Genomic DNA, 15,832 nt, shown 5'->3' on the forward strand with positions numbered 1-15,832 from the left:
CATCATGAGCAAGATCGACGCACGCCTTCAGGAACTGGGAATCGAACTGCCCGCCGCGCCCGCGCCGGCGGCGAATTATGTGCCCTATGTGCTGTCGGGCGGCCAGCTTTTCGTCTCGGGTCAGGTTTCGGCGGGGCCGGACGGGCTGATCCTCGGCAAGCTGGGCGACGGTTTGACGGTCGAGGATGGCGCCGCCGCCGCGCGCCGCTGCGGGCTGTCGCTGATCGCGCAGGCGAAGGCCGCGCTTGGCGATCTGGACCGCGTGGCGCGGGTGGTGAAGCTGGTGGGCTTCGTCAATTCCACCGCCGGTTTCGGCGATCAGCCGAAGGTGGTGAACGGCTGTTCCGACCTGATGGTCGAGGTCTTCGGCGATGCCGGGCGGCATGCGCGCTCGGCGGTGTCGGCGGCCTCGCTGCCTTTCGGCGTCGCGGTGGAGATCGAGGCGATCTTCGAGGTGAAATGATGCTGGACCCGGATTTCCTGCGCCTGCCCTTTGCGCATCGCGGCTATCACGATGCGGAACGGCCGGAAAACAGCCTGTCGGCGGCGCGGGCGGCGATCGCGGCGGGCTACGGGATCGAATGCGACCTGCAACTGTCCTCGGATGGCGTGCCGGTGGTGTTCCACGACTACGACCTGCGCCGCCTGACCGGCCGCGCGGGCCGGGTGCAGATGCAGACCGCCGACGAACTGGCCGCCACGCGGCTTTCGGGCAGCGACGACACCATCCCGACGCTGACGGAATTTCTGGCCGAGGTCGCGGGCCGGGCGCCGCTCCTGGTCGAGATCAAGGACCAGGATGGCGGCATGGGGCCGACGGACGGGCGGCTCGAAGCCGCCGCCGCGCAGCTTTTGCGCGACTACGCGGGTCCCTTGGCGGTGATGTCCTTCAATCCCCATGCGATCGAGGCTTTTCGGCGCACCGCCCCCGGCATCGCGGTGGGGCTGACGACCTCGGCCTATGGACCCGACTGGACGCTGCTGCCGCCCGCGACGCGCGACCGCCTGCGGGCGATCCCGGACTATGACAGGCTGGGCTGCGATTTCATCTCGCACGAGGCGTCGGACCTGAACAATCCGCGCGTGGCGGAGCTGAAGGCCGCGGGCGCGCGCATCCTGTGCTGGACGATCCGTTCGCCCGAGGCCGAGGAAAAGGCGCGCAGGGTCGCCCACAACATCACCTTCGAGAACTATCCGGCCCCGATCCCCGCTTGACGCGGCGGCAACCGGCATCATCCTTGGGCGGAGAGGAACAGGGATGACCGACGCGATCGAGATCACGCTGGCCCCCGGGGTGCAGGCGATCCCCGAGGCCGACTGGAACGCCTGCGCCTGCCCCGAGGCGGCGCAGGGCGGGCGCCCGCTGGACCCGTTCACCACCCATGCCTTCCTGTCGGCGCTGGAAAGCTCGGGTTCCGTCGGGGACGGCACCGGCTGGCTGCCGCGCCCGATGGTCGCGCGACAGGGCGGGCGGGTGATCGCGGTGGCGGCGCTTTACCTGAAATCCCATTCGCAGGGCGAATATGTCTTCGATCACGGCTGGGCCGATGCCTATGAACGCGCGGGCGGCAGCTATTATCCCAAGCTGCAATGTTCCGTCCCGTTTTCGCCGGTCAACGGCCGGCGCCTGCTGACCCGCCCCGGATTCGAGGCCGAGGGCCGCGCCGCGCTGCTGCAGGGCATGGAAACGGTGGCGACGCAGGCGGACCTGTCCTCGGCCCACATCACCTTCTGCCCGCCGGAGGAGGTGACCGCCGCCACCGATCGCGGCTGGCTGCTACGCGAGGGCGAACAGTTCCACTGGTTCAATCGCGGCTATCGCAGCTTTGACGATTTCCTCGCCGCGCTCGCCTCGCGCAAGCGCAAGGCGATCCGCAAGGAACGCGAACGGGCGCAGGCCTTTGGCGGCACGATCCGGGCGCTGACCGGCGACGACATCCTGCCCGCGCATTGGGACGCGATGTGGGACTTCTATCAGGACACCGGCAGCCGCAAATGGGGGCGCCCCTACCTGACGCGCGCATTCTTTGACGCGCTGCACGGGATGCGGCGCGATGTGCTGCTGATTCTGGCGGAGCGCGACGGAGAGCCGGTGGCCGGGGCGCTGAACCTGATCGGGCGCGACACGCTGTTCGGCCGCTACTGGGGCTGCACCGAGGATCACGCCTTCCTGCATTTCGAGCTGTGCTACCATCAGGCCACCGAATGGGCCATTGCGCAGGGGCTGAGCCGGGTCGAGGCAGGCGCGCAGGGGGAACACAAGCTCGCGCGTGGCTACCTGCCCGTGGCGACCCATTCCGTCCACTGGATCGCGCATCCCGGCCTGCGCCGCGCGGTGGCGGCCTTTCTGGATGACGAACGCGCGGCGGTCAGCGCGGATATCTCGGCGCTCAGCGATCTGGGACCCTATCGGAAGGACGGGGACTGAACCGATTTCGGCTCATCCGGTTTGCGCCGTTTCGGAATCGGTGAGGGCGCAGGGGGCGCTGCCCCCTCGCGGCTTCACCGCTCACCCCCGGGATATTTATGGAAGAATGAAGGCAGGAGGCCATTCAGGCGGCGTGGGGCGCGTTTCGGGGCGAACAGGGAAAGCCTTAGCCGGGAGGGGGCGGGCCTCCTCCCGGCGGATTTCAGGGATGGGCCCCGGATTACACGACTTCGAGGATCGCCTCGCCGCCCGAGACTTCGCAGACGCCGGGGGTTTCTTCCTGATTCAGGACCTTGACCACGCCGTCCTCGACCACCATCGCATAGCGCAGCGAGCGGTTGATCAGCCCGGCCGGCGGGGCCGAGAAATTCATCCCGATCGCGGTGGTGAAGGCGCTTTCGGCATCGGCCAGCATGGTGATGCCCGCCGCCGTCGCGCCGGTCGATTCGCCCCAGGCCTTCAGCACGAAGGGGTCGTTGACGGAGATGCAGATCACCTCCTCGACGCCCTTTTCCTTCAGCGCGTCGATGACGCGGATGAAGCTCGGCACATGGGCGGTGGTGCAGACGCCGGTGAAGGCGCCCGGCACGGCGAAGATCACGATCTTGCGGCCCTTCATCTTTTCGCCGAGGCTGACCGTTTCCGGCCCGGCGTCGCCAAGCCGCAGAAGCGTCGCGCCCGGCAGAACCTCACCCTTTTCAATGCTCATCTTGTCCCTCTCGCGTTGCACAGGATCAGGGGGAGGATATAGGGTCACGCCGCAGGACGACCAGAGGGAATGTGATGGGACAGGAAGGTGCGGGGATCGTCGTCGTGGGCGGCGGGCAGGCGGCGGCCTCGATCGCGGCGAAGCTGCGCGGGCTGGGCTATGTCGGCGCGGTGACGGTGATCGGCGCGGAGCCGGTGCCCCCCTATCAGCGCCCCCCCCTGTCGAAAGGCTACCTGCTGGGAGAGATGCCGCTGGACCGGCTGACGCTGCGTGGCGACGACTGGTGGGCGGCGAACGGCGTCACCCTGCGGATGGGCACGCGCGTCACGGGCATCGACCGCGCCGCCAAGACCGTGCAGACGGAGGCCGGCGTGATCGGCTATGAACAGCTCGCGCTCTGCACCGGGGCCAGCCCGCGCCGCCTGCCCGCCACCATCGGCGGCGATCTGCCCGGCGTCTTCACCGTGCGCAATCTGGCCGATGTCGATGCGATGGCGCCCGAGTTCCGGCCCGGACGGCGGCTGGTGGTGATCGGCGGCGGCTATATCGGGCTGGAGGCGGCGGCGGTGGCGCGCAAGCTCGGCCTGACCGTCACGCTGGTCGAGGCGGCGGCGCGCATCCTTGGCCGTGTCGCCTGCGCCGAAACCGCCGATGCGATCCGCGCGCTGCACCGCGCCCACGGGGTGGAGATCATCGAGGGCACCGGGCTGAAGCGCCTGACGGGCGACAGCCACGTCACCGGGGCCGAGCTGACGGACGGGCGCCTCATCCCCGCCGATTTTGTCATCACCGGCATCGGCGTGACGCCGGATGCGGCGCTGGCGCAGGCCGCGGGGCTGACCGTGGCGAATGGCATCGCGGTGGATGAATATTGCCGCACCGCCGATCCGGCGATCTGGGCGGCGGGGGATTGCGCCTCCTTCCCCCATGCGGGCGAGAGGCTGCGGCTGGAAAGCGTCGGCAACGCCATCGACATGGGCGAGACGGTGGCGGCGAACATGCTGGGCGCGAACCGGCCCTATCTGCCGAAACCGTGGTTCTGGTCGGATCAGTTCGACGCGAAACTGCAGATCGCCGGGCTGAACACCGGCCATGACCGGGTGGTGACGCGGCACGCGGAGGGCGGCCTGTCCAACTGGTATTTCCGCGGGGACCGGCTGCTCGCCGTCGATGCGCTGAACGACCCGCGCGCCTTTATGGTCGGCAAGCGCCTGATCGAGGGGGCCAAACCCGTCACCCCCGCACAGATCGAAACCGCCCCCGATCTGAAGGTGCTGCTGAAATGAGGATCATCGGCGGAGACAGGCGCGGACTGAAACTGGCCGATGTCGGCGAAGGCGACGCCCCGGCGCATCTGCGGCCGACAACGGACCGGGTGCGGGAATCGATCTTCAACCTGCTCATCAACGGCACGCATGGCAATCCGCTGCCGGGGGCGCGGGTGCTCGACCTCTTCGCCGGGACGGGGGCATTGGGGCTCGAGGCGCTGTCGCGCGGCGCGGCGCGGGTGGCCTTCGTCGATGACGGGGCTGCGGCGCGCGCGCTCCTGCGCCGCAACATAGATCTGATGCGGGCGATGGGCGTGACCGATGTCTGGCGCCGGGACGCGACGAACATGGGGCCGTGCCGGGGGGCGGGATATGACCTGATCTTCCTCGACCCGCCCTACGGGATGGGTCTGGGCGAAAAGGCGGTGGCCTCCTGCCTCGCGAACGGCTGGTTCGCCCCCGGTGCCATGCTGGTGTGGGAGGAAAGCGCCCCGCCCACGGTGCCCGCGCCCCTTGAACAGATCGACCAGCGCCGCTACGGCGATACCCTCATCACCCTTGCAAGGATGCCGTCATGAAGCCTCAGGCCGTTCTGTTCGATTGCGATGGCGTCCTCGTGGACAGCGAGCCGGTGACCTTCGCCCTGATCCAAGAGGATTTCGCCGCCCACGGGCTGCACATGACCATCCCGGAACTGGAACCCCTGTTCATCGGCCATACGATCGAGGAAACCGGCCGTTACGCCCGTGCCCACGGCGCCGATCTGCCCGCCGGCTGGGCCGACGGCTTCTACGACCGGATGTGCGAACGTCTGGCGCAGGGCACCGCGCTGATGCCCGGCGTGCCGGAACTGCTCGACGCGCTCGACCGGGCAGGCGTCCCCTATGCCGTCGGCTCGAACGGCCGGATGCAGAAGATGCGCGCGACCCTTGGCCAGCATCCCGCGATCTGGGCAAAGCTCAAGGACCGGCTGTTTTCCGGGCAGGATCTGGGCTGCCCGAAACCCGCGCCGGACCTCTATCTGACGGCGGCGCGCGCGCTGAACGCCGATCCCGCGCATTGCGTCGTGATGGAGGATACGCCGACCGGCGCAAGGGCCGGCATCGCGGCGGGGATGCGCGTCCTCGGCTATGCGCCGCACGAGGTGAATCCGGATCTGCGCGCGGTAGGGGCGGAAATCGTCACCTCGATGTTCGAGGTGCCGAGGCTCCTGAACCTCTAGCCCGCCATCCGTCAGAGCGCATCGAAACCCGCCGCCCCCTGCCCTTCATCTTTCCAAAAATATCCCGGGGGTGAATTTGCGCGCATGCGCAAAGAGGGGGCTGGCCCCCTGCGCCCTGTCCACAACCGCACCGGATCAGGAAATCGCGCTCATTCCCAGGTCTTGTGGAACCTGTTCGCGGGCGAGAGGGTAAAGATCTCGCAGCCGTCCGCCGTCACGCCCACGCAATGCTCGTATTGCGCCGAGAGCGACTTGTCGCGGGTCACGGCGGTCCAGTCATCGGCCAGCACCTTGGTGTCGGGGCGGCCAAGGTTCACCATCGGCTCGATGGTGAAGATCATGCCTTCCTCCAGCACCGCGCCGGTGCCCGGGCGGCCGTAATGCAGCACGTTCGGCGGGGCATGGAACACGCGCCCGACGCCGTGGCCGCAGAAGTCGCGCACCACGCTCATCCGGTTCGATTCCACATATTGCTGGATCGCATGGCCGATGTCGCCGAAGGTATTGCCGGGCCGCACCTGCGCGATGCCCAGCATCAGCGATTCATAGGTCACCTCGATCAGCCGTTCCGCCTTGCGCGACAGGTTCCCCGCCACATACATGCGCGAGCTGTCCCCGAACCAGCCATCGAGGATCACGGTGATGTCGATGTTCAGGATGTCGCCGTCATGGATGATCTTCGGCCCCGGAATCCCGTGGCAGACCACATGGTTGATCGAGATGCACGACGCATGCTTGTAGCCCCGGTAGCCGATCGTCGCCGATGTGGCGCCAAGCTCGGTGATCCGGTTCCGGATGAAATCGTCAAGCTCGGCGGTGGTCACGCCGGGCTGCACCAGCGGCGCCACCTCGTCAAGGATCTGCGCCGTGATGCGGCAGGAGGCGCGGATCCCGTCGAAATCGCTGGTGGTGTTGTAGATGCGAATCCCGTCCTTGGTGACGCGGCCCCGACTCTCTTCCACTTGTCTTCTCCTGAAATTGTCGGTCCTCTAAATAGTCACAAAGCGGCGGTTTGACCAGTGCCGGGCTTTCCGCGACGGGGGCCGCGTCCTATACATTGCGTCAAAGGAGGCCCGCATGCCCAATCCGACAGCCGCGATCCTGATCATCGGCGATGAAATCCTGACCGGCCGCACCCGCGAGGGCAACGCCTGGCATCTGGCCGGCGAGCTGACCAAGGCCGGGATCGACCTCGTGCAGATCCGCGTGATCGGCGACGACCATGCCACCATCACCGCCGCCGTGCGCGAGCTTTCGGGCGCGGTCGACCACCTGTTCACCTCGGGCGGCATCGGGCCGACGCATGACGACATCACCGCCGATGCGGTGGCCGCGGCCTTCGGGCGCGCGATCGGCGTGCGCGAGGATGCGCGCGCCCTGCTCGCCGCGCATTACGCCCTGCGCGGGCAGGACCTGACCGAGGCCCGCCTGCGCATGGCCCGCATCCCGGATGGCGCGACGCTGATCGACAATCCGGCCTCGACCGCGCCGGGCTTCACCATCGGCAACTGCCATGTGATGGCCGGGGTGCCCGAAGTGTTCAAGGCGATGGTCGCCTCCGTCCTGCCGACGCTGCGCGGAGGGCGGCCCCTGCTGTCGCGCAGCCTGCTGATGGAGGCGCCGGAATCGACCGTGGCCGATGCCCTGCGGACGGTGGCCGAGGCGCATCCGGACGTGTCCTTCGGCTCCTATCCCTTCACGCGGGACGGCCGTTTCGGCACCAATCTGGTGGCCCGTTCGACCGATCCCGAGGCGCTGGACGCCGCCTGGGCCGCGCTGAAGGCGGCCTTCCCGGAGGGGCAATGAAAGACGCCGCCGCGCCCGATCTTTTCGCGGTGATCGACGCCACATGGCCCGCCGCCGATACCACGATGGCGGGCGGGTTCCGCATCCGCGAAGGCCGGGGCGGCGGATCGCGGGTGAGCTGCGCGAGCCTTGAAGCCCCCTTCGCCGAGGCCGACATCGACGCCGCCATCGCCGCCCATCGCGGCTGGGGCCAGACACCGCGCTTCATCATCCGCCCCGGAGAGGAGGCGCTGGACGCCACCCTCGCCGCGCGCGGCTACGAAGCCTACGACCCCGTCGTGATCTACGAAACCCCGGTCCGTGACCTGCCCGCCAGCGGGGCGGAGATGATCGAGGTCCCGCCCCACTGGCCGCCGCTTGCCGTCCTGCGCGAGATCTGGGCCGCGGGCGACATCGGGCCGGCCCGGCTTGCGGTGATGGAACGCGCGGCAGGGCCGAAGGCCGCCGTGCTCGGACGGGCCGGGGACCGGGCGGCGGGGGTGGCCTTTGTCGCGCTCCACGCGGGCACGGCGATGCTGCATGCGCTGTTCGTGCCGCCCGCCTTCCGCCGCCGCGGACTGGCGCAGGAGATCATGAGGGAATCCCTGCGCTGGTCCGCCGCGCAGGGCGCCGAGCGTTTCACCCTTGTCGTGACCCGCGCCAACACCCCCGCGCGCGCGGTCTATGAACGCATGGGGATGCAGGCGACGATCGGCTATCATTACCGCCGCGAGGCGGCGAAATGACCCGCGCGGCGGTCCTGCTGCTGTGCCTGCTGCCGCTGCCCGCGCTGGCGGACGGGGTGGAGCTGACACTGCCCGATACCGCCTCGGTCACGGCGGAGCGGACCTCGCCCGCCACCGGCTATGCGGTGCTGACCGGGCGCTGGACCGGGGATGGCGGGCCCTCGACGCAGCTGGAAGGCGCGCGCAGCGACAAGGCCTGGCGGCTGCGGTCCGACCAGAGCACGACCTTGCAGATCCTCGCCCCCCTGCGCGCCGGGATCGAGGCGGCGGGCTATTCTCCGGTCTACGAATGCGACACCGATGCCTGCGGCGGCTTCGATTTCCGCTATGCGCTGGACCTGTTGCCGGAACCGCAGATGCATGTGGATCTGGGCGATTTCCGCTATTTCGCGGCGCGCAAGGGCAACGAATGGCTGGTGCTGACCGTCTCGCGCAGTTCTGAATCGGGCTTCGTGCAGCTGACCTCGCTGACACAGGGCGCGGCCCCGGCGCCCGCCGCCGTGACCCCCGCCACGCCGCCCCCCGCCGCCCCGGCGCAAAGCGATTTCGCCACGCGGCTGGAGGCGACGGGGGCGGTCGCGCTGGATGATCTGATCTTTGAAAGCGGCGCCACCACACTGGGCGATCAGGACTTCCCCTCGCTCCGCGCCGTGGCGGATTATCTGGCGACGCGGCCAAAGGCGCGGATCGCGCTGGTCGGCCATACCGACACCACCGGCACGCTCGACGCCAATATCGCCGTGTCGCAAAAACGCGCCGATGCGGTGCGCGACCGGCTGATCAACGCCTACGGCCTGCGCGCAGATCAGTTGCGCGCCGAGGGGGCGGGATGGCTGGCCCCGCGCGCCAGCAACCGCACCGCCGAGGGACAGGACCGCAACCGCCGGGTCGAGGCCTTGCTGCTGCCGGACGCCCCCTGAACCGGCGCGATCGTTTCCAAAAAACATTCTTTTAGCCACAGCCCGCCCGATTTCGGCCGGAATCCCCTGCGACTGGTCATGCGTTGAAATCAACCATGGATATTCCGCATGGACCGCCTGACTGAAATGGAAGCCTTTATCGCCGTCGTGGATCAGGGCGGTTTCACCGGAGCCGCGCGACGGATGGAGGTGTCGAAATCGGCGATCTCGAAATACGTCGCCGCGCTGGAACAACGGCTGGGGACGCGGCTGCTGGAACGCACGACGCGGCGCGTCGAACCGACCGAGATCGGCATCGCCTATTACCGCCGGGCGCGCCGGATCGTGCATGACGCGCAAGAGGCCGATGCCATGGCCGGAAGCACACGGATGCCGCCCACGGGGCGGCTGCGCGTCTCGGTCCCCGCCGAATTCGGGGTGACCCGTTTCGTCCCGGTTCTGGGCGGACTGCTGATGGACTATCCGGGACTGAGCATCCATACCGACCTGCGGCAGCGCAACGCGGCGCCGGTCGCCTCGGCGGAGCATGACCTGACGCTGAGCATCGACCCCGAGATGTCGCGCCCCGCCGGCAGCCGCCTGCTAGCCCGCAGCGCGCACCATCTTGTCGCCGCGCCGGAATATGTCGCCCGTCACGGCGCCCCCGCGCGGATCGAGGAACTGACGGAACATGTGCTGCTGCATCAGGCGCTGGATACGGCGCCCGAGACCAACCTGTGGCATCTGATCTCCGCCTCCGGCGAAAGCCGCACGGTGCGGTGCAACGGGCCCCTGACCGCCAATGACGATCTGGCGCTGCTGGAAGCCTGTCTGAACGGCTATGGAATCGCCTGCCTTCCCGGCTATCTAACCGGCGAACGGCTGCGCGACGGACAACTGGTCCCGATCATCCCGACCCTTGCGGGGCAGGCGCTGTCGATCAGCATCCTCTCCCCCGAATCGGAATTCACCCCGCCGAAGGTGACGACGCTGATCGACTATCTGTCCAGCGCATACGGGACGCAATCGGCGGACTGGCAATAGGGATCAGGGCCCGATCCTCGACCGCCAACCGCGGAGACCTGAAAGGGCGGATGTTCCAGCCCTTCATTCTTCCATAAATATCCCGGGGGTGAGCGGCAAGGCCGCGAGGGGGCAGCGCCCCCTGCCGCCCTGTCCGCCACTCGGGGGGGGATCATTTATGGCTTCGCGCATAATTCGCGCATTCGTCGATCTTGGTCATGCAATAGGCCTGCTGCTCGCCCATCAACCGGGTCAGGCCGCTTGGATAGGCCTCCACCACCCGGCCATCCACAAACCGGAACTGGGTCGAGCAACTGGTGCTGTTGTTCAGGCTGACATTCCCCGTCGCGGCGCCCAGCACGGGAATCGGAATACCCAGGCTCAGGTCCCGGCGGGGGATGCTGGTCTGGTAGAACCAGATCTCCTCATCCTCGCCGGTAATGGTGATGGCCGAGGGCATGCCGGCGCACATGCGGACATTGGAGCTGTCAAGCCCGACCACCGCGACAACATCCCTGTCCAGATGCAGATTGGTCGTATCCTGCGAACCGGCGCAGGCACCAAGAACCACCGCAAAGGATATCGCAGGGGGTATGCCCCGACCTAATCGAGACAGGATTGATCCAGCTATCACCATCCGAACGTCACTTGCTTCCGTCTTGAGGTTCGCAGGGAAAACTCATTCCGGGGTAGCCGGGGTTCCTCTTGCAGCGAAGGTTTTCTTCGCATGCGCAGAATGCAGCCGATCAATGCGCATATAATCCGGTCAGGTCTGCCTGATATTGCCTGCTTTTGTCAGAAAAATCCAACCCGCCGCAGGCAGCCCCAAGTCCCGCCGCGCTGCGGCATCCGCCCGTGCCCCGGCCTTACCGCGGCGCCATCGAGAAGATCGCGACCATCACGACCAGCACAATGGCAACCAGATAGATTCCATACTTCCGACGTGGTGACATGATGGCTCTCCTTTCCCTGAATGGGTCGGGGAGACAACACCCGAACACGCCATCGGGTTTCATCGGGTCACAAGTCCCGGCGACTATCCGCCGCGCCGGGCAGGTGGACGGCCCGGATACGCCCCGGAATCGTCTGCCCCGAACCATCACGGCGCAGGGGCCGGATTCCGCGCCGAAGCGGTCATGCGCCTGCCGGAAAAGACGAAAGCCGCGCAATCCGAAGATTGCGCGGCTTTCCGCGAAGTATTGGTGCCCAGAAGAGGACTCGAACCTCCACGCCTTGCGGCACACGGACCTGAACCGTGCGCGTCTACCAATTCCGCCATCTGGGCCGATGTCGTGGGGCGGGATTTATAAGGACCTCCCGGGAGTGTCAACGGGGGAAAACGGTTTTCTTTCACTCCGCGCATTTTCTTTGTGCAAGCCGTCGCCGGGGACGCCGTGCCGGGCGCATGGTCCGGGCACCGAAACCCCGCCGAAAACCGCGCGACCGACGGATGCGACGCCATTTCCCTTGTTCGCAGAGGGCCTTGACGCTAATCAATGAACGATCGCATCGACGACTTGGGAGATCGCACCATGTCCAGACTTGTCACGATCTATGGCGGCTCCGGCTTCGTTGGCCGCTATGTCGCGCAGCGGCTGGCGAAGGAAGGCTGGCGCATCCGGATCGCCTGCCGCCGCCCGAACGAGGCGCTGTTCATCTGCCCCTACGGCACCGTCGGGCAGATCGAGCCGGTCCTGTGCAACATCCGCAACGAGGCGAGCGTCCGCGCCGCCATGCGGGGCGCCGACGCGGTGGTGAACTGCGTGGGCATTCTGGCGAACCGGGGGCCGAACCGCTTCGATTCCGTCCATGTGGAGGGGGCGGGAATCGTCGCGCGCTGCGCCGCCGCGCTTGGGGTGCGGCGGCTCGTGCATATCTCGGCGCTTGGGGCCGACAGCGGCTCGAAAAGCGGCTATGCCCGCAGCAAGGCGGCGGGCGAGGCCGCGGTTCTGGCGGCTTTCCCCGAAGCGATGATCCTGCGCCCCGCGGTGATCTTCGGCCCCGAGGATCAGTTCTTCAACAAATTCGCCGGCATGAGCGTGATGAGCCCGATCCTCGCCATCGCCGGGGGCGAGACGAAATTCCAGCCGGTCTATGTCGACGATGTCGCCAAGGCGGCGGTGATGGGCGTCGACGGCGCGGCGAAGGGCATCTACGAACTCGGCGGCCCGGATGTGGAAACGCTGCGCGAACTGATGCAGCGCCTGCTCAGGGTGATCGACCGCAAGCGGCCCGTCGTGAACCTGCCCTGGTTCCTCGCCGCACCCGTCGCGGCCCTTGCCGATGCCGCGCAGGCGGTGACCTTCGGGCTGTTCACCAACCGGCTGCTGACCCGCGATCAGCTCCGCAATCTCTACACCGACAATGTGGTTTCGCCCGGCGCGGGGGATTTCGCGGCGCTCGGCATCACTCCCACCCCCATGTCCGCAATCATGGCGGATTACCTATGGCGTTTCCGTCCGAACGGACAATATGACGCGATCCAGGCATCCGCGAAAAACCTCCGCAAGGCATCCTGAACATGAATGATACCATCGTCGCGGGGATCCTCGGTCTGCTGGAAGGCCTGACCGAGTTCCTCCCCGTTTCCTCGACCGGCCACATCCTGCTGGCCGGTCATTTTCTTGGCTTCCATTCGACCGGCAAGGCTTTCGAGGTGGTGATCCAGCTCGGCGCCATCCTTGCGATCCTGTGGGTCTACGGGGCCAGGCTGATTCATGTCTTTGCCTCCGCGCCGCAAGATCCCGCCGCGCGCCGCTTCATCACCGCGGTTCTGGTGGCCTTCCTGCCCGCCGTGGTGATCGGGGTGCTGGCGCATGACTTCATCAAGACGGTGCTGTTCGAAACGCCGAAGCTGATCGCGATCATGCTGATCGTCGGCGGGGTCATCCTGCTGTTCGTCGACCACATGAAGCTGAAGGTGAAATACGACGACGCGATGGGCCTGCCGGTGGCGACGGCGCTGAAGATCGGGTTCATCCAGTGCCTTGCGATGATCCCCGGGGTGTCGCGCTCGGGTTCCACCATCGTCGGCGCCATGCTTTTGGGCGTTTCCAAACGCGCCGCCGCGGAATTCAGCTTTTTCCTGTCGATTCCGACGATGACCGGCGCTTTCGCCTATGATCTCTACAAAAACCGTGATGCGCTGAGTTCGGATGACCTCGGCCTGATCGTCGTGGGCTTCATCGCGGCCTTCATCGCGGCGGTTGCCGTGGTCCACTGGCTGCTCGGCTATGTCAGCCGTCACGGCTATGCACTGTTCGGCTGGTGGCGAATCATCGTCGGCACGGTCGCCTTGATCGCTCTTATGCTTGGCCACTGACCGATAGGTCAACAAAACTGCCCTTATTTCGGGGCATGTCGCGCCCGGCAGGCCCGGGCGAGACAAAAAATATGACATATAGGTCAGCTACACTGACTTTTAATCCCGAAACAACCAGTGTAGATCAGGTCGCACCCACAAGGCACATTGGGAGGCGCAGCCATGGCCAAGCAACGCATGCTCAAATTCGTCCATACGGAAAAAGAGACGCCCGAGAAGCGTGATCCGACCGTGCGCGCGCATGATTTCAACGAAATCTACCGCGAATACGCCGATCAGAAGGCGGCCGAACAGGCCAGTCGCTGCAGTCAGTGCGGCGTGCCCTTCTGTCACTCGCATTGTCCGCTTCACAACAACATCCCCGACTGGCTGCGCCTGACGGCCGAAGGCCGGCTGGAAGAAGCCTATGCGATCAGCCAGGCGACCAACACCTTCCCGGAAATCTGCGGCCGCATCTGCCCGCAGGACCGCCTGTGCGAAGGCAACTGCGTGATCGAGCAATCCGGTCACGGCACGGTCACCATCGGCGCGATCGAGAAATACATCACCGACACCGCATGGGACATGGGCTGGGTCAAGCCGATCCGGCCGATGGTCGAGCGGTCCGAAAGCGTCGGCATCATCGGCAGCGGCCCGGGCGGCCTTGCGGCGGCGGACATGCTGCGCCGCGCCGGCGTGCAGGTCACGGTCTACGAACGGTCGGACCGCGCGGGCGGGCTGATGACCTACGGCATCCCCGGCTTCAAGCTGGAAAAGGACATCGTCATGCAGCGCGTCAAGCAGCTGGAGGACGGCGGCGTCGCCTTCGTGCTGAACTGCGACGTGGGCAAGGACCTGTCCTTCGACGCGATCCGCGGCAAGCATGACGCGGTGCTGATCGCCACCGGGGTCTACAAGACGCGCGAACTGCGCGATCCGGGCGCCGATGCGGCGGGGATCGTGCGGTCGATCGACTTCCTCACCGCCTCGAACAAGAAGAGCTTCGGCGACGACGTGCCGGAATTCGAGGACGGCACCCTGAACGCCGAAGGCAAGCGCGTGCTTGTCATCGGCGGCGGCGACACGGCGATGGACTGCGTGCGCACGGCGATCCGGCAGGGCGCCACCTCGGTCAAATGCGTCTACCGCCGCGACCGGGCGAACATGCCCGGCTCGCAGCGCGAGGTGCACAACGCCGAGGAAGAAGGCGTCGAATTCGTCTGGCTGGCCGCGCCCCGGGCCTTTGCCGGCAATCCGGTGCAGAAGGTGACGATCCAGAAGATGAAGCTGGGCGCGCCGGATGCGACGGGCCGTCAGGTGCCCGAACCGATCGAGGGCGGCCTTTACGACGAAGAGGCCGATCTGGTCATCAAGGCGCTTGGCTTCGAGCCCGAGGACCTGCCCAAGCTCTGGGGCGTCGATACGCTGGAAACCACCCGCTGGGGCACGGTGAAGGCGGATTTCGGCACCCATGCCACCTCGCTGCCCGGCGTCTATGCGGTGGGCGACATCGTGCGGGGCGCCTCGCTCGTCGTCTGGGCGATCCGCGACGGGCGCGAGGCCGCGGCCGAGATGGTCAAGTATCTGGACGGGGCGGGCCGCGTCGCGGCGGAATGATGACAGATGCCTGTGCGGGCGGTATCCTGCACAGGTCTTCGCAGGCGGCTGAGCGCCGCCGAAAGGTCAGTCAGGTTGACCTGACAGGTTTCGGAGGATGAAGACGGTGCGCTGGTTCGTGGCCCAATTCGCAACGCTCGGGGTGCTGCTGATGCCCCTGCCCGCTGCCGCGGCCGGTCCCGTCTATCAACCGCCGCGGGGCTGCACGCTCGACATGACGGTGCAGCTGCACAACTGTCAGGTCGCCAACCATTTCCGCTGCGCGGATGATCCTGCGGGCGACCGCTGGGTGTCCTATGCGGATGGCGGCGGGGAATATTTCCTGTCCCATATCGACCGCGAAACCCGCTGGGTCGAAAGCATTTCCCGCACCGACGGCACGATCGACCGGCTGGACGAAAGCGGATCGGCGGATCACGCCTCCTTCTCCACGCTGCTGTCGACGGGGCGGGACGATTTCGACTTCGTCACCGTTTCCAGCCTTGGCGAAGTGCGCCGCTACATCGGCTTCGATGAACTGACCGGCACCACCGTCACCATCTCGGGCGTGACGCTGGAACGCACCCGGTTCGAGCTGCGCATCGAGGATGCGGCAGGCAACTTCATCGCCCGGCGCAAGGGCAACCAGTTCATCAACCGCGACATGCGGCTGTTCTTTTCCGATGCCGAAACCGTCGAGAATGCCTTCGGCGACCGGGCATCCAGCTATGAGGCGCCGGCCGCCTTCGCCTTTCCGGGCGACAAGGGCTTTGGCGCCACGAAACCCGAATTCGACTGCGACATGATGATGACCAATCTGCCGCCCGTCGACATCAAACCCACTCTCTGAGGAGG

The 15,832-nt window shown here is 66.9% G+C and carries 17 protein-coding genes and 1 tRNA gene; 14 read left to right on the forward strand and 4 right to left on the reverse strand.

Annotated features, from left to right (window positions below):
* Positions 1 to 4 precede the first annotated feature (4 nt).
* From D2T30_RS12945 to D2T30_RS12955, 3 genes are read left to right on the forward strand one after another with little or no spacing between them, the layout of a single operon-like run.
* On the forward strand, positions 5 to 463 hold the full coding sequence (locus D2T30_RS12945) for a RidA family protein (protein WP_128209197.1): 459 nt from the start codon (positions 5 to 7) through the stop codon (positions 461 to 463).
* A complete protein-coding gene (locus tag D2T30_RS12950) occupies positions 460 to 1,215 on the forward strand; it encodes a glycerophosphodiester phosphodiesterase family protein (RefSeq protein WP_128209198.1) in 756 nt (251 codons plus the stop codon). The genes D2T30_RS12945 and D2T30_RS12950 overlap by 4 nt, the downstream gene beginning before the upstream one ends.
* Before the next feature lie 43 nt (positions 1,216 to 1,258).
* Positions 1,259 to 2,428, forward strand: coding sequence for a GNAT family N-acetyltransferase (locus D2T30_RS12955; protein WP_128209199.1), 1,170 nt, complete (start codon positions 1,259 to 1,261; stop codon positions 2,426 to 2,428).
* A gap of 220 nt (positions 2,429 to 2,648) precedes the next feature.
* Here the strand turns inward: D2T30_RS12955 and D2T30_RS12960 are convergent, their stop codons facing one another.
* The gene (locus tag D2T30_RS12960) at positions 2,649 to 3,137 is read right to left on the reverse strand and encodes a peroxiredoxin (protein WP_128180471.1); all 489 of its coding nucleotides are present in this window, start codon (positions 3,135 to 3,137) and stop codon (positions 2,649 to 2,651) included.
* Positions 3,138 to 3,211: 74 nt separating this feature from the next.
* Here D2T30_RS12960 and D2T30_RS12965 point away from each other — a divergent pair, with 74 nt between their 5' ends.
* The 3 genes from D2T30_RS12965 to D2T30_RS12975 are packed head-to-tail and all read left to right on the forward strand — an operon-like array spanning position 3,212 to position 5,627.
* Positions 3,212 to 4,423 (forward strand): NAD(P)/FAD-dependent oxidoreductase, encoded by a 1,212-nt coding sequence (locus D2T30_RS12965; RefSeq protein WP_128209200.1) that lies wholly within the window; start codon positions 3,212 to 3,214, stop codon positions 4,421 to 4,423.
* A complete protein-coding gene (gene rsmD / locus D2T30_RS12970; protein ID WP_128209201.1) occupies positions 4,420 to 4,983 on the forward strand; it encodes a 16S rRNA (guanine(966)-N(2))-methyltransferase RsmD in 564 nt (187 codons plus the stop codon). Before D2T30_RS12965 ends, rsmD begins: the two co-directional genes overlap by 4 nt.
* Entirely contained in the window at positions 4,980 to 5,627 is a 648-nt protein-coding gene (locus D2T30_RS12975) for an HAD family hydrolase (RefSeq protein ID WP_128209202.1), read from the forward strand. The genes rsmD and D2T30_RS12975 overlap by 4 nt, the downstream gene beginning before the upstream one ends.
* A 149-nt stretch (positions 5,628 to 5,776) precedes the next feature.
* On the opposite strand, the gene map is transcribed toward D2T30_RS12975, so the two are convergent.
* A complete protein-coding gene (map, locus tag D2T30_RS12980) occupies positions 5,777 to 6,589 on the reverse strand; it encodes a type I methionyl aminopeptidase (protein WP_128209203.1) in 813 nt (270 codons plus the stop codon).
* Between the two features lie 115 nt (positions 6,590 to 6,704).
* Here map and D2T30_RS12985 point away from each other — a divergent pair, with 115 nt between their 5' ends.
* The 4 genes from D2T30_RS12985 (at position 6,705) to D2T30_RS13000 (ending at position 10,101) form a co-directional block, all read left to right on the forward strand.
* Complete coding sequence (locus D2T30_RS12985) at positions 6,705 to 7,433, forward strand: competence/damage-inducible protein A (protein WP_128209204.1); 729 nt, start codon at positions 6,705 to 6,707, stop codon at positions 7,431 to 7,433.
* Entirely contained in the window at positions 7,430 to 8,158 is a 729-nt protein-coding gene (locus D2T30_RS12990) for a GNAT family N-acetyltransferase (RefSeq protein WP_128209205.1), read from the forward strand. Before D2T30_RS12985 ends, D2T30_RS12990 begins: the two co-directional genes overlap by 4 nt.
* Positions 8,155 to 9,078, forward strand: a complete 924-nt coding sequence (locus D2T30_RS12995) for an OmpA family protein (RefSeq protein ID WP_128209206.1) — start codon at positions 8,155 to 8,157, stop codon at positions 9,076 to 9,078. Before D2T30_RS12990 ends, D2T30_RS12995 begins: the two co-directional genes overlap by 4 nt.
* Positions 9,079 to 9,186: 108 nt before the next feature.
* Positions 9,187 to 10,101, forward strand: coding sequence for a LysR family transcriptional regulator (locus tag D2T30_RS13000; RefSeq protein WP_128209207.1), 915 nt, complete (start codon positions 9,187 to 9,189; stop codon positions 10,099 to 10,101).
* A gap of 151 nt (positions 10,102 to 10,252) precedes the next feature.
* Here the strand turns inward: D2T30_RS13000 and D2T30_RS13005 are convergent, their stop codons facing one another.
* Positions 10,253 to 10,717, reverse strand: a complete 465-nt coding sequence (locus tag D2T30_RS13005) for a hypothetical protein (RefSeq protein ID WP_128209208.1) — start codon at positions 10,715 to 10,717, stop codon at positions 10,253 to 10,255.
* Positions 10,718 to 11,280: 563 nt separating this feature from the next.
* Positions 11,281 to 11,365: transfer RNA gene (locus D2T30_RS13010), tRNA-Leu, on the reverse strand.
* A gap of 247 nt (positions 11,366 to 11,612) precedes the next feature.
* On the opposite strand from D2T30_RS13010, the gene D2T30_RS13015 reads away from it, so the two are divergent.
* The 4 genes from D2T30_RS13015 to D2T30_RS13030 all read left to right on the forward strand — a co-directional run bounded on the left by D2T30_RS13015 (position 11,613) and on the right by D2T30_RS13030 (position 15,827).
* Positions 11,613 to 12,599 (forward strand): complex I NDUFA9 subunit family protein, encoded by a 987-nt coding sequence (locus D2T30_RS13015; protein WP_128209209.1) that lies wholly within the window; start codon positions 11,613 to 11,615, stop codon positions 12,597 to 12,599.
* 2 nt (positions 12,600 to 12,601) lie between these two features.
* Positions 12,602 to 13,402, forward strand: coding sequence for an undecaprenyl-diphosphate phosphatase (locus D2T30_RS13020; protein WP_128180449.1), 801 nt, complete (start codon positions 12,602 to 12,604; stop codon positions 13,400 to 13,402).
* A gap of 162 nt (positions 13,403 to 13,564) precedes the next feature.
* Positions 13,565 to 14,998, forward strand: a complete 1,434-nt coding sequence (locus tag D2T30_RS13025; RefSeq protein ID WP_128180447.1) for an NAD(P)-dependent oxidoreductase — start codon at positions 13,565 to 13,567, stop codon at positions 14,996 to 14,998.
* Positions 14,999 to 15,104: 106 nt separating this feature from the next.
* Positions 15,105 to 15,827, forward strand: a complete 723-nt coding sequence (locus tag D2T30_RS13030) for a hypothetical protein (protein WP_241560673.1) — start codon at positions 15,105 to 15,107, stop codon at positions 15,825 to 15,827.
* Positions 15,828 to 15,832: the final 5 nt, after the last annotated feature.

This window comes from Paenirhodobacter populi (genome assembly GCF_004022215.1).
GTDB lineage: Bacteria > Pseudomonadota > Alphaproteobacteria > Rhodobacterales > Rhodobacteraceae > Rhodobacter > Rhodobacter populi.

Coding starts and splice junctions, on each gene's coding strand:
- D2T30_RS12945 (WP_128209197.1), top strand. CDS start 5: ATGAGCAAGATCGACGCACGCCTTCAGGAACTGGGAATCGAACTGCCC.
- D2T30_RS12950 (WP_128209198.1), top strand. CDS start 460: ATGATGCTGGACCCGGATTTCCTGCGCCTGCCCTTTGCGCATCGCGGC.
- D2T30_RS12955 (WP_128209199.1), top strand. CDS start 1,259: ATGACCGACGCGATCGAGATCACGCTGGCCCCCGGGGTGCAGGCGATC.
- D2T30_RS12960 (WP_128180471.1), bottom strand. CDS start 3,137: ATGAGCATTGAAAAGGGTGAGGTTCTGCCGGGCGCGACGCTTCTGCGG.
- D2T30_RS12965 (WP_128209200.1), top strand. CDS start 3,212: ATGGGACAGGAAGGTGCGGGGATCGTCGTCGTGGGCGGCGGGCAGGCG.
- rsmD (WP_128209201.1), top strand. CDS start 4,420: ATGAGGATCATCGGCGGAGACAGGCGCGGACTGAAACTGGCCGATGTC.
- D2T30_RS12975 (WP_128209202.1), top strand. CDS start 4,980: ATGAAGCCTCAGGCCGTTCTGTTCGATTGCGATGGCGTCCTCGTGGAC.
- D2T30_RS12985 (WP_128209204.1), top strand. CDS start 6,705: ATGCCCAATCCGACAGCCGCGATCCTGATCATCGGCGATGAAATCCTG.
- D2T30_RS12990 (WP_128209205.1), top strand. CDS start 7,430: ATGAAAGACGCCGCCGCGCCCGATCTTTTCGCGGTGATCGACGCCACA.
- D2T30_RS12995 (WP_128209206.1), top strand. CDS start 8,155: ATGACCCGCGCGGCGGTCCTGCTGCTGTGCCTGCTGCCGCTGCCCGCG.
- D2T30_RS13000 (WP_128209207.1), top strand. CDS start 9,187: ATGGACCGCCTGACTGAAATGGAAGCCTTTATCGCCGTCGTGGATCAG.
- D2T30_RS13005 (WP_128209208.1), bottom strand. CDS start 10,717: ATGGTGATAGCTGGATCAATCCTGTCTCGATTAGGTCGGGGCATACCC.
- D2T30_RS13015 (WP_128209209.1), top strand. CDS start 11,613: ATGTCCAGACTTGTCACGATCTATGGCGGCTCCGGCTTCGTTGGCCGC.
- D2T30_RS13020 (WP_128180449.1), top strand. CDS start 12,602: ATGAATGATACCATCGTCGCGGGGATCCTCGGTCTGCTGGAAGGCCTG.
- D2T30_RS13025 (WP_128180447.1), top strand. CDS start 13,565: ATGGCCAAGCAACGCATGCTCAAATTCGTCCATACGGAAAAAGAGACG.